Origin of the sequence: Lichenicola sp., assembly GCF_965198575.1 — a bacterium.
Lineage (GTDB): Bacteria > Pseudomonadota > Alphaproteobacteria > Acetobacterales > Acetobacteraceae > Lichenicola.
In genome coordinates, this window is the sequence record NZ_OZ240671.1 from 911486 (window position 1) to 924209 (window position 12724).

Genomic DNA, 12724 nt, shown 5'->3' on the forward strand with positions numbered 1-12724 from the left:
CGAAAAGCTGGACCGGCAGTCCGGGATCAGCGACCGCCGTGGCCGCCGCCACCACCACCACCGCCGTGGCCACCACCACCGCCGCCACCGCCGTGGAAGCCGCCGCCGCCGCCATACCCGCCATGACCGAAGCCGCCGCGGCCATAACCGCCGTACCCGCCGCGCCCGTAGCCACCGTATCCACCACGTCCGTATCCGCGATACCCGCCATAGAAGCCGCGGCCATAGAACCCGTAGCCGCAGCATCCGTAGCCGAAGCCGCCATAGCCCAGGCCATACAAGCCGTATCCGTAACCGTAGCCATATCCGTAGCCACCATAGCCGTAGCCGCCCCAGGCCGGCCCGTAGCCCCACCCCGACCAGTAGCCGCCATCGCCGTAGGGGTAGCCGGCATAGCCATAACCGCCATAGCCGGCCGGGTAGTACTCGCATCCGGACAAGGTCAGGAGTGCTGCAGCGGCTGCGACGAGGCGCAGCGACCTGGTGCGTGGTGGATGGGGCATGATGTTTCTTTCGGCCTGCGACATGACTTGGCCGAACCTTAACGCAACGACACGGCGTCCGGATCACTCAAGGCGCGTGCCGGGCTTGCATCGGAGTGTGACAGCCGCCAGTGCCAGCCTTCACCGAAACACGATCTCCACCCTACGGTTCTGCGGCTCGCGCGCGTTCGGGCCGGTCGGCACCAGCGGATTGGTCTCGCCGTATCCGTGGACGCCGATCGCCGATGCCGGCACGCCGTCCCGGATCAACGCCGCGCGGACGCTGTCGGCGCGGCGGAGCGACAGGCGCCGGTTGTAGTCCCGGCCGCGGTCGCCCGGCAGTTCGTGCGAGGTGTCGGCATAGCCATCGACCTCGAGGGTGGTCGTCTGCACGTGCTCGGCATTGCGGGCGGCCTCCTCGACGACGCCGGCGGCGCGCGACGTGAGGGCCGCACTGTCCCAGTCGAAGAACACCAGGTAGCTGCGTGCGGGTGCCGGTGCAGGCACCGCGACCGGCTCCGGCGCCATGCGGGCCGGCGGTGGTGGCGGGTTGTCGAAGCTGTAGCGCAGCCCGACCAGGATCTCGTGGTTGAAGATGTTGTTGAACGTCGAGTGCTCGGCTTGCTCTGTCCCGGTATCGGGGTTTCTTGCCAGCCCGCGATAATAGGCGCCCGGCGAGTCGACGCCGATCAGGCGATATTCGAGTGTCAGGGCGAGGCCACGTACCGGTGTAGCAATCGCAGCGCCGGCGATACCCTGATAGGCGAAATTGCCTCTGGCCTCGGCGGGAAGATGCCCGGGCCTCTCGCTGTATGAAATCGAATTGACATGATCGAGTTCGACCTCGCGATAGCCGGCGCCGAGACCGAGATAGGGCGTGACCGGCAGGCCAAGGTTGAAGTCGTAGAGCACGTTGCCGAAGCCACCGTACTGCTGCTCATGACCCGTAGTACGAAGAGGCAAATATTGCGGCGCCAGTTCGACGCCGTGTGCCTGGTTATAGGAATACGAGCCCTCTACTTCGAAACGCAGCCCGTTGCCGAGGCCGTACCCGACCGCGCCGGACGCCGCCCCACCGGGATCGAACGCGTAGTGACGCGGCGCCGGCCCGAACCCGGAATCCTTGACGTTCTCGTTCTGCAGGAAATCGACGCCGCCCCCGAGATGGACATAGGGACCGGTGATCGGCTGGGCATGGGCCATGACCGGCCCGAACACGACACTGAGGGAGGCAAGGAGAAGGCTTCTGCTGTTCACGCTATCGATCCGCTTCATGCAGATCATTCCGGTAGCAGCGCCGGTTTCATGTCACAACATGTCTCGTGCGGATATTCGCGCGTCCACCAGCAGGTGCGGCAAGAATGGCACAGACGATTGCCGGTTCTTTCATCTGGATGACGCTCGTCTCAGGAATAATCAGGACGTGCGGTGCCTATTGTATCAGTCGCGTTACTCGCTGGGCGAAAAGCTACATCCGGTCGAATTTTCCAATCGGTGGCCCACGTGCGCCGTGACCGCGGCACAAAAATGGGGACAGGCGGTCCACGGCCTGATCGGTGTCGCATTTATTCCCGACCGTCACGTCTGCCGCGCGTCGCCCCTGGCAGGGCTGGAGAAACCGGTTGGCCCCACAGTATTTGATGAAGTAGTGCCCGGTAACCGAAGTCGACAACCTTCATGATCAACCGTCCCAAGCAACCACAGCATCCCGCACAGGAGCCCGAACGGCCTTATCCAGCGGCCTCTGCAACCGACCGCGAGCAGCGGCTCACTGGATTAGGATCCTGTTCATGGATGAGGGCACGTCGGGGGCAAGATCAGATTGCGTTGCGTCTCGAGTAAAGACTAGGCTGGACTGAGTGAGGCGGCCGGCTTCGACAGAGGAGGGCTCAGTCATGACCCTGTCGAGGCTGCCGGCATTCCGACCTGCCTATATTTGAAATCGTGTGAACGTCTATTCGCAGCTTCGGGAGATTCTATGCCGGACAGAACATTTTTTGAATCGGTCGCGAAAAACGCCTCTCTGGTTTTCCTCACGTTGCTGCTCACACAGTGTTCGTCTACCAGGAGCGGCAATCGAGGGACATCCGACGTCGCGTGTATGCGGCAACAGATAGCGGAACTTCCTGTCGGCACCAACAATACGTTGGCAGAAGACGCACATGCGTGTCATGTAAAAGTCCCCGACCTTTCCAACGATTCCGACCTGCAGCAGCGGGCAAATGTCGAAGGCCTGGCTTTCATGAAGACTGTCGTGTCTTCTGGTGGAACAAGCCGATACTATTGTCGTCCATCCGCGTCCATCTGGGGTAAGCGCTGGAGCCCTTACCCGTCCAATGATGGCTGCCGCTTGGTCAAATCCACTGCAGCTTCGAGTTGAGATAGGCTGCAATATCCAGAGCATGATCGGCTTCGTTTCAGCCCTGGGTGGCAACGGGCTCGTCGATCGGCAGAAACCGCTCAAGCCGGAAAAATCACCTCGAACACCATGCCCGGCCGGTCGCCGACACCGGCGCCGGTCGACATGACGATCTGCGCCGAATGCAGCCGGGCAATGGCGGCGACCAGGCTCAATCCCAGGCCGCTGCCGCCGATATGCCGGCTCTTGTCGGACCGATAGAAGCGCCCCAGCACCGCCTGCTGCTCGGACACCGCAATCCCGATGCCGGTATCGACCACGCGCAGCACGGCCCGGCCATCCAGGTGCCCGGCCACAACGCTGACCACCCCACCCGAGGGCGTGAACTTGATCGCGTTGTCGACCAGGTTCGCGGCCAGCTCGATCAGCAGGTCGCGGTCGCCGGCGAGCATCACCGCCGCACCCGGAACCAGCACGAGCTCATTGCCCGCAGCCTCGGCCACCGGCTCGTAGAGCTCGACGATGTCGGCCGCGATCTGCCGCAGATCGACCGACGCAAAGCCGCCCCGCCGGCGCCCGCTCTCGATCTCGCCGATCCGCAGCAGGGCGGTAATGATCGCGAAACACTGGTCGAGATCCAGGATCGCCCGGTCGATCGCCGCCTGCTGGGCCACCACGGCCTGCCCGGCACTTTCGGCCGGACGCAGCCTGGTGCGGTCGAGGCCGGCACGCACCCGGGCCAGTGGCGTGCGCAGGTCGTGCGCGATGTCGTCGCCGACGCCCTTGATCTCGTCGAGCAGCTGCTCGAGCCGGTCCAGCATCCGGTTCACGCTGACCGCCAGCCGCTCCATCTCGTCATGCGCGCGCGCCGGCATCAGCGCCGCCCCGGCCGCCATCGGCATGCCGCCATGGCGCCCGACCGGCAGGCGTTCGTGCAGGCCGCCCTGCATGATGCGGTCGATCGCCAGGTGGATCCGGTCGACCCGCACCAGCGCCCGCCGACTGAGCCAGATCCCCGCCAGCAGCGAGAAGGCCAGCGCCGGGATCAGGCAGGTCTCCAGCGCCTGCAGCACGATGCTGCGGATCTGCTGCAGGTCGCGCAGGCCGCGGCCGATCACCAGCACCCGGCCGCCCGCCACCGGCAGCGCCTCGGCACGGATCGTGCGCACGCCCTGGTCGATCGGATGCACGGTGATCTCGCGGATCGCGCCATCCACCGGCAGCGTCTCCGGCCACACCGTCAGATTACCGGCGATCGGCTGCCGGTCGGCATCGAACAGCCCGGCCGCGGTGACCAGCAGGCGCAGGTCGGTACTGGCCCAGAGCCGCATCTGCTCCTGCAGGTCGGGGGCGGGTTCGGCGGCCATCAGTGCCGCCTCCCGGTCTAGCAGCCGGTCGGCGCGTTCCACCTCGTAGGCCGTGGTGCGCCAGTAGATCAGCGCGAACTGCAGCACGGTTACGCCGGCCAGCACCACGCAGGCACCCAGCGTCAGCCGGAATGCCGCGGTCGAGAACATGTCTGGCAGGAGGCGCCGCATCCCCGGCTGGTATCGCGGATCGCGGGCGCTGTCTCCCTGGCGCCGGCTCGAGCCCAGGATGGCGAACCCGCACAACCGGCAGCCGTTGGCGAGATACCCTTGCCCGCCCGTCAGGAGATCGCCCCGATGCCCAATACCCCCGTGCTGCCCGTGAGCCGCGTCGCCGACCCGGCCGACCTGCTGTTCGTGACCGATCCGGGCGAGCGGCGTGGCGACATGCTGTACCGGCGCTTCGGTACAACCGACGAGATGATCTCGGCGATCGGCATGGGCGGCTTCCATCTCGGCAAGAGCGTGCTGACCGACGACGAGGCGGTCAGGCTCGTGCACGAGGGCGTCGATCGCGGCATCAACTTCATTGATAACTGCTGGGACTACAACGAGGGCCGCTCCGAGCTGCGGGTCGGGACCGCGCTCTCCCAGGCCGAATACCGCGACAAGGTCTATCTGATGACCAAGATCGACGGCCGCACGAAACAGGAAGCCGCGCGCCAGATCGACACGTCGCTGATGCGGATGCGCACCGACCGCATCGACCTGGTGCAGCACCACGAGATCATCCGCTTCGACGATCCCGACCGGGTGTTCGCCGAGGGCGGTGCGATGGAGGCGCTGGTCGAGGCGAAACAGGCCGGCAAGCTGCGCCATATCGGATTTACCGGGCACAAGGATCCGCGCATCCATCTCCAGATGCTGGCGGTCGCAGAGGAGCACGGGTTCCACTTCGATGCCGTGCAGATGCCGCTCAACATCATGGACGCGCATTTCCGCAGCTTCGCGCACGGGGTGTTGCCGTATCTGGTCGGGCACGGGATCGCGGTGCTGGGGATGAAGAGCTTCGGCGACGGCGTGCTGCTGAAGAGCGACGCCCCGATCAGGCCGATCGAGTATCTGCACTACTCGCTGAACCTGCCGACCTCGGTGGTCATCACCGGCATCCAGAACAGGCGCGATCTCGACCAGGCCTTCGAGGCGGTGCGCAGCTTCCAGCCGATGGACAAGGCCGGCGTTGCCGAGCTGCTGTCGCGCAGCCGGCCCTATGCGCTCGAGGGCAAGTACGAGCTGTTCAAGACCAGCGCCACCTTCGACGGCACCGCCAAGTCGGCCGAGTGGCTCGGCGACGAGGTCGAGGCGGTGCAGCAACTCGCACCCGTCATGGAGTGACCGCGAGCGCCGTCAGGCGGTGTCGTCGTTGACCCGCAGCATGAAGCCGGCGCCGCGGATGCTGTGGATCAGCGGCGTCTCGTCCGGGGGATCGATCTTGCGGCGCAGCTTGCCGATATGCACGTCGACCAGGTTGGTCTGCGGAATGAACCGGTAGTGCCAGACATCCTCCAGCAGCATGTCGCGGGTCAGCACCTGGTTCGGCCGGCGGATCATGTATTCCAGCAGCCGGAACTCGCGCGGCAGCAGATCCACCGCCCGCATCGCCCGGCGAACCCGGCGCTCGATCAGGTCCATCTCGATCGGACCCGCCCGCAGCACGGTCTCACGCGCCTCCGCCGGCTCCCGTGGCCGCCGCAGCAGCGCGTCCAGCCGGGCGGCCAGTTCCTCCATGGCGAACGGCTTGGTCAGGTAGTCGTCGCCGCCCGCCTTGAGCCCGCTCACCCGGTCATCCACCGCCGATAGCGCACTCAGCACCAGCACCGGCATGCCGACCCCCGCGGCCCGCAGCTGCTCCAGCACCGCCAGGCCATCCAGCCCGGGCAGCAGCCGGTCCAGCACCAGCACGTCGAAGCCGCCCGCCAGCCCGAGCTCCAGCGCGGCCGGCCCGGTGCCGGCGTGGGTCACCGTGAAACCGCGTATCGAGAGGTCCTCGAGCACGTCCTGGGCGATGCGCGCATCGTCCTCGACCAGGAGCACACGCCGCTGGCCGGCATGGCTGCGGCCGACGGCGTCCTCGTCCGGGTGCGGCGATGCGGGCTTGTCCAGAGAAGCAGGCATGTCCTGCAGATGGGTGGGACGGTGGCGGCTGGCCAATCAATTCGACGACGGCCGCCGTCTCAATTCGGCGAAAGCTCTTCCGGATCGGGGTCCAGCTCGAGCAGCAACGCCGCCGCCTCCGGGTCCACCACCTCGACCTCGCGCAGCCGCCGCCCGACCACCCGGGTGCGCCGGCGCGCCTCCTCGATCACGTTGGCCATCGAGGCGGCGTTGCGGCCGAGCCGTTCCAGCACCTGGTCCATGCGGATCATCTCCTGGCGGGTGGCGCCGAGCAGGTGGCTGATGGTCTCGGCCTTCTCCTCCAGCGACAGCGTGACGTAGCCGAGATGGATGGTGCGCAGCAGCGCCGGGATCAGGCTCGGCCCCATGATCAGCACGTGCGAGGTGCGGCCGATCTCGTCGACCAGCCCGGGGATCCGCGCCACTTCCGCATACAGCCCGTCGGTCGGCAGATAGAGCACGGCGAACTCGACGGTCACCGGCGGCAGGATGTACTTGGCGGCGATCTTGCGCGCCTCCAGCCGGATCGACGCCTCCAGGTTGCGGCGCGCACCCCGCTCGGCCTCGGGATCTACGGCATCCACGGCGGCCAGCAGCCGCTCGTACGCCTCGGTGGGGAACTTGGAATCGATCGCCAGCACCGGCGGCCCGTCACCCCTGGCCCCTGCCCCGCGAGAACCCCCTCCGGTCGAGCGCATCGGCATCCGCACCGCGAACTCCACCACCTCCGAGCTGGTGTCGCTGAGCTTGCGGTTGGTCTCGTAGGCGCCGGCCGGCAGCACGTCGTCGAGGATCGCCCGCAGCTGCGCCTCGCCCCAGCCGCCGCGGGTCTTCACGTTGGAGAACAGCCGCTTCAGGTCGCCGATCTGCGCGGTCATCGCGCCGACCTCGCCCATCGCCTTCTGCACCGAGGCGAACTGCTCGAGCACGCGCTGGAAGCTGGTCTGCATCTGCTTCTCGACCGCGGCGTGCAGCTGCTCGTTGACCGAGGCCTGGATCGCCGACAGCCGCGCCGCACTCTGCTCCGACATCTCTCGCAACGCCGCCGACAGCGCCAGCCTGGCCTCGCCCTGCTCGCGCGCGATGATGGTGGTCAGGCCACCGAGCCGCTCCTCCATCTCCAGCCGGATGCGGCCGAGCCGGTCGCCCATCTCGCGTTCCAGATGCACCAGCTGGTCGATGGAATGGTCCTCGCGGGCGGCGGCCAGCAGCACCAGGCGCAGCACCAGCAGGGAGACGACGAGCGACGCGATCGCGCCGGCAGCGGCCAACAGGCCGAGAAGATCGAACGACATGACGGCAGGCCTAGCAGCGTCCCCCGAGTCGGACCGCCCCGGGGGTCGGAATCGGCGGCCGCGATCCGCGTGCTACGAGGCGGCATGATCCACGCCCTCTCCCGCATCATGCCGGCGCTCCTGATCCTGTCGGTCGTCGCCGCTCCCGCCGCAGCCCTGGAGGGTTCGATCGGGGTGTCGGGGCCGAGGGGCGGTGGCACGCTGCGGCTCATCGTGTCGCAGGACTGGTCGAGACCGCTGCCGGATGTCACCCGGGCGGTCATCACCATCCACGGCCAGAACCGCGACGTGCTGGCCACCGACCGCGTCGCCGAGGCCGGGCTGGCCGCGGCATCCGCCAGGCCCGGATCGCCGCCCGCTGCCGACACGCTGCTGATCACCCCGGACTTTCCGCGCGATACCGACCCGGTGGGCGCCGACGACCTGCGCTGGCATCGCAACGACTGGATGGACGGCCAGGATGCGGATGCCCCCGCACCCATCGGCTCGTTCACGCTCATGGACGCCATCATCGCCCGGCTGTCGGACCGGAACCGGTTTCCGCGCCTCGTCACGATCGTGTTGGTGGGCCACTCCGGCGGCGGCCAGTTCGTCCAGCGCTATGCCGTGCTGGCACATGCGGCACCAGCCGGGACCCGATTGCGGTTCGTGATCGCCAACGCCTCGTCCTACGCCTATTTCAGCCCGGACCGGCCTGCTGCGGATGGCGGATTCTCGCCCTACCCGGCCGGCGCGTGCCCCGGCTTCGACCGCTGGAAATACGGCCTGCAGGACCTGCCGATCGATCCCGGGGCGGCCTCGGCAGGTGGTCTCGAAGCTCGCTATGTCGGCCGTGAGGTGACCTATCTGCTGGGCACCCGCGACACCGACCCGGATCTCGGGGCCCTCGACAAGAGCTGTGCGGCCGAGGCGCAGGGTCCCGACCATGTCGACCGCGGCCGGGCCTATTTCCGGTACCTGCAGTTGCGGCACCCGTCAGACCTGCGCCAGCAGCTGCACGAGGTGCCCGGCATCGGCCACGACCAGGCGGCGATGCTGACGTCGGCCGAGGCGCTGGCGGCGATCTACGACCCGGCACGACCGGAAATACAGATAATCGGCAACGACCACGACAATTTGCGGTGAAAAGCGACGTCACGTGGTAGCGCAACCATTGGCGGGTCTCTAGGCTGGGCCGCGTCCAAGAAAATAACGGATGGATGTCCATGAAACGCATGCAGACTAAACTCGCGGCGCCGTTGGCGCTTGCCGGCGCGTTGATCGTCGCCTCCCTGCCCGCCCATGCCGACGACGCGACACTCACCCCGCGTCAGGTACCTGCCAAGACGCTGCAGGTGCCGACGGCAGACGTCAGCCCGGGAATGCAGAAATTCATTGCGGCCCCGCTCAACCCGGCCTGGAACGACCAGTTCCACACCGGCGCAGAGTGGCGGAAATTCGCCGATCACCAGGCGATCAAGATCAATGCCGGCATTCCGGCTGAGCTGCAGCGCCTGAACGTCAAGATGGAGCACTCGGTCATCGACGGCGTGCGGGTTTACACCCTCACCCCCGACGTGATCGCGCCGGAGAATGCCAACCGCGTGCTGATCCACGAGCATGGCGGCTGCTACGTGCTGTTCCCGGGCGAAACCGGTGCGACCGAGGCGATCATGATGGCCGGTTTCGGCCACATCAAGGTGGTGATGCCCGACTACCGGATGCCGCCGGAGGCCTATTATCCGGCACCGATCGATGACTCCATCACCGTTTACAAGTCGCTCCTGAAGACCATGAGCCCGAAGAATATCGGAGTCTTCGGCACCTCGGCTGGCGGCGCACTGACCCTTGAGGTGGCATTGCGCGCCAGGCAGCTCGGCCTTCCGATGCCGGGCGCCCTCGCATCCGGCACGCCGATGTCGGACGCGACGATGGTCGGGGACAGCTTCTACACCAACAAGCTGGTCGACAACGTTCTCGTGTCTCCCACGGGCTTCTGCCAGGCGGCGACGGTCGTCTATGCCAAGGGCCATGACCTGAAGGATCCGTTGATTTCGCCGGTGTATGGCGACATGCACGGTTTCCCGCCGACGATCCTGACCACCGGCACGCGCGACCTGCTGCTGAGCAACACCGTCCGCGTGCACCGTGCGTTGCACCGCGCCGGCGTCGAAGCGGACCTGGAAGTGTATGAGGGCCAGTCGCACGCGCAGTATCAGTTCGACGACCGCGTGCCGGAGAGCAAGGAAGCCTTCACCGAGATCGCGACCTTCTTCGACAAGCACCTGGGCAAGTAGGTCCCGGCCGCCCGCAGCGGAGTTATCCGTTGCGGGCGGTGTCTCCGACGTCCTTGCCGGCTTTCTGGTTCTCCGGGATCCCCGCGGCATCGATCGTTAGTTGATGACGTCCGGGAAGCTTCAATATCGCACCGATGATACGTGGGCGCCCGACGAACCGGGCACTCGTCCACGCCAGGCTGCAATCGTCCGCCTTGACGACATAGACCCTGTTTTCGTTGCCGGAATAGGTCGTCACGTAGAGCAGGTGACCGGCGACCAGGCTCAAAGGCTTCTCGATGATCGAGACGTCGTCACTGACCGTGCATGCCGGCTTTCCCGGGCTGGTGATTCGGATCGGCCCCTGCCAGGCACGCGGCGCCTTTGCGTCGTCCGGCCCGCCCAGATAGATCGCATAGCCTGCGACGACCGATCGCGATGCGTGAGGATCGAGCGACAGAACCGTCAGCCCGCGACCTGAAGCCGGCGCGCTTCCAGCAGCAAGAAGGCTGCCGAAAACGAAGCTCGCCAGCTTTCTCATGAGGATGCCCAGAGAGTCGGAGCCGATCCGGCAGGGCAGTCCACTCGCAGCAGATCCGCGTGCTTCCAGGCAGGGCCGAAGCCTTTTTGTTGAAGCCGACGCCGCCAGGCCGACCCCAATATCCGATCGCCGCCTCCCCGCCGCTGCCATCACCAACGAGCGGGATCTGGTCAACTCTCCAGCTTGAACAGCATCAGCGAGCGCCCGACGATCTCGCTGCTGGTGCCGATCGCGTAGGCGCGTCCCGAGGTCAGGCTGGGTCGGTTGGTGTCCAGGATCAGGTGCCAATGCATGCCGCCACTCGCCGGCGGCATGATGAACTCGATGCTGTCATGGTTGCCGTTCAGCACCATCAGCAACGTCGCATCCGTGCCCGGCCTGCGAATTCCGCTGGTCTTTGCGCGACCGTCCATCATCATCCCCAGCGAGCGCACCAGCGGATTTTCCCAGTCCTGCGGGCGCATCACCTCGCCCGTGCAGTTGATCCAGGTGACGTCGCGCACACCCAGATCCTCATCGAAATCCCCGGTCATGAAGCGCTGCCGGCGCAGGATCGGATAGTCGTTCTTGAGGCGGATCAGCCGCCGGACGAACTGGTAGAAATTGGAGAACTTGTCCAGCCTGCTCCAATCGACCCACGAAATATCGTTGTCCTGGCAGTAGGCGTTGTTGTTGCCGGCCTGGGTGCGGCCGAATTCATCGCCCGCCAGGATCATCGGCGTGCCCTGGCTGAGCAGCAGCGTCGCCATCAGATTGCGCATCTGCCGGTCGCGCAAGGAGTTCACCACCGGGTCGTCGGTCTCGCCCTCGGCACCGCAATTCCAGCTCGAATTGTTCGAGGTGCCGTCCTGGTTGTTCTCGCCGTTCGCCTCGTTGTGCTTGTCGTTGTAGGACACCACGTCGTGCAGCGTGAAGCCGTCATGCGCCGTGATGAAATTCACCGTCGACCAGGGCCGCCTGCCCCGCCGGTTGAACTTGTCCGCCGACGCGCAGAGTCGCTGCGCCAGTTCCGCCACCGACGCCTCGCTGCGCCAGAACGCGCGCACCGTATCGCGGTAGCGGTCGTTCCATTCCGCCCAGCCTGGAGGAAATCCGCCGACCTGGTAGCCGCCGGGGCCGCAATCCCACGGCTCGGCGATCAGCTTCACGTCAGACAGCACGGGATCCTGCCTGCAACTATCGAGGAACCCGCCGCCTTCGTCGAAACCGTAGCTCTCGCGCCCGAGGATTGTCGCGAGATCGAAGCGGAACCCGTCGACATGCATTTCCTGCACCCAGTAGCGCAGGCTGTCGGTAACCATCTGGAGCACCCGCGAGTGGCTGAGGTTCAGCGTATTCCCGGTGCCGGTGTCGTTGATGTAGTAGCGTTCCTGCCCGGGCAGCAGCCGATAATACGACGCGTTGTCGATACCCTTGAACGACAGCGTCGGACCCTGCTCGTTGCCTTCCGCGGTATGGTTATAGACCACGTCGAGAATGACCTCGAGCCCGGCCTCGTGCAGCCGCGCCACCATCGCCTTGAATTCCGAGACGTGGCTGCCGACACCCGACGCATAACGCGGGTCGGGTGCGAAAAATCCAAGCGTGTTGTAGCCCCAGTAGTTGCTGAGACCGTTCGCCGCCAGGTGGCCTTCGTCGGCGAACATGTGGATCGGCAGCAGCTCGATCGAGGTGACGCCGAGATCCTTCAGGTGCGCCACCACCTCCTCTGCGGCCAGCCCCACGAAGGTGCCGCCCTGGCCGAACCGCAGGGCCGGGTGCCGGATGGTGTAGCCGCGCACATGCGTCTCGTAGAAGATCGTGCGCTCCCATGGCACCTTCGGCCGACGGTCGCGGCCCCAGGTGAAGGCCGGATCGATCACCCGGCATTTCGGCACGAACGCGGCGCTGTCGGAGGTGCTGAACGACAGGTCGCCATCCGCGTGACCGAGCTCGTATCCGAAGATCTCCGGCGCGTGCCGCAACTCGCCGACATGAGCGAGCGCATACGGATCCAGCAGCAGCTTGTTCGGATTGAAGCGATGGCCGGCATCCGGCGCATACGGCCCGTGCACGCGGTAGCCATACACCGTCCCCGGGCGCGCATCCGGCAGATATCCGTGCCAGACCTCGTCGGTATATTCCGGCAACTCGATGCGGGCGATTTCCTGCTTGCCGGCCGGATCGAACAGGCACAACTCGACCTTCGTCGCATTCGCCGAGAACAATGCGAAATTGACGCCGAGCCCGTCCCATGTCGCCCCGAGCGGGAACGGCAGCCCCTCGGAGATCCGCGGGGTTCGAAGAATGCGTCTGCTCATCGAGGTCTCC

General features: G+C 66.2%; 10 protein-coding genes. 3 read left to right on the plus strand and 7 right to left on the minus strand.

Annotated elements, in window-relative coordinates; genetic code table 11:
• Positions 1-26 precede the first annotated feature (26 nt).
• The 3 genes from ACOEQ2_RS04330 to ACOEQ2_RS04340 form a co-directional block, all read right to left on the minus strand.
• Positions 27-503 (minus strand): hypothetical protein, encoded by a 477-nt coding sequence (locus ACOEQ2_RS04330; RefSeq protein ID WP_419730157.1) that lies wholly within the window; start codon positions 501-503, stop codon positions 27-29.
• A gap of 120 nt (positions 504-623) precedes the next feature.
• Positions 624-1739, minus strand: coding sequence for an OmpA family protein (locus ACOEQ2_RS04335; RefSeq protein WP_419730158.1), 1116 nt, complete (start codon positions 1737-1739; stop codon positions 624-626).
• 1203 nt (positions 1740-2942) lie between these two features.
• Entirely contained in the window at positions 2943-4379 is a 1437-nt protein-coding gene (locus ACOEQ2_RS04340; RefSeq protein ID WP_419730159.1) for an ATP-binding protein, read from the minus strand.
• 126 nt (positions 4380-4505) lie between these two features.
• Between ACOEQ2_RS04340 and ACOEQ2_RS04345 the strand changes: the two genes are divergently transcribed.
• A complete protein-coding gene (locus ACOEQ2_RS04345) occupies positions 4506-5543 on the plus strand; it encodes an aldo/keto reductase (RefSeq protein WP_419730160.1) in 1038 nt (345 codons plus the stop codon).
• A gap of 12 nt (positions 5544-5555) precedes the next feature.
• On the opposite strand, the gene ACOEQ2_RS04350 is transcribed toward ACOEQ2_RS04345, so the two are convergent.
• Together ACOEQ2_RS04350 and ACOEQ2_RS04355 are read right to left on the minus strand one after the other, a co-directional pair.
• Positions 5556-6323 carry a response regulator transcription factor gene (locus tag ACOEQ2_RS04350; protein ID WP_419730161.1) on the minus strand — a complete coding sequence of 256 codons (768 nt, stop codon included), beginning with the start codon at positions 6321-6323 and terminating at the stop codon, positions 5556-5558.
• Positions 6324-6382: 59 nt separating this feature from the next.
• Positions 6383-7618: a DNA recombination protein RmuC gene (locus tag ACOEQ2_RS04355; protein ID WP_419730162.1), complete on the minus strand. Its 1236-nt coding sequence runs from the start codon at positions 7616-7618 to the stop codon at positions 6383-6385.
• An 84-nt stretch (positions 7619-7702) separates the two neighbouring features.
• On the opposite strand from ACOEQ2_RS04355, the gene ACOEQ2_RS04360 reads away from it, so the two are divergent.
• Positions 7703-8743, plus strand: coding sequence for a hypothetical protein (locus ACOEQ2_RS04360; RefSeq protein WP_419730163.1), 1041 nt, complete (start codon positions 7703-7705; stop codon positions 8741-8743).
• 89 nt (positions 8744-8832) lie between these two features.
• The gene (locus tag ACOEQ2_RS04365; protein ID WP_419730164.1) at positions 8833-9894 is read left to right on the plus strand and encodes an alpha/beta hydrolase fold domain-containing protein; all 1062 of its coding nucleotides are present in this window, start codon (positions 8833-8835) and stop codon (positions 9892-9894) included.
• 22 nt (positions 9895-9916) lie between these two features.
• Here the strand turns inward: ACOEQ2_RS04365 and ACOEQ2_RS04370 are convergent, their stop codons facing one another.
• Positions 9917-10414: a hypothetical protein gene (locus tag ACOEQ2_RS04370; protein WP_419730165.1), complete on the minus strand. Its 498-nt coding sequence runs from the start codon at positions 10412-10414 to the stop codon at positions 9917-9919.
• A 170-nt stretch (positions 10415-10584) separates the two neighbouring features.
• Entirely contained in the window at positions 10585-12714 is a 2130-nt protein-coding gene (gene glgX, locus ACOEQ2_RS04375) for a glycogen debranching protein GlgX (RefSeq protein ID WP_419730166.1), read from the minus strand.
• Positions 12715-12724 lie beyond the last annotated feature (10 nt).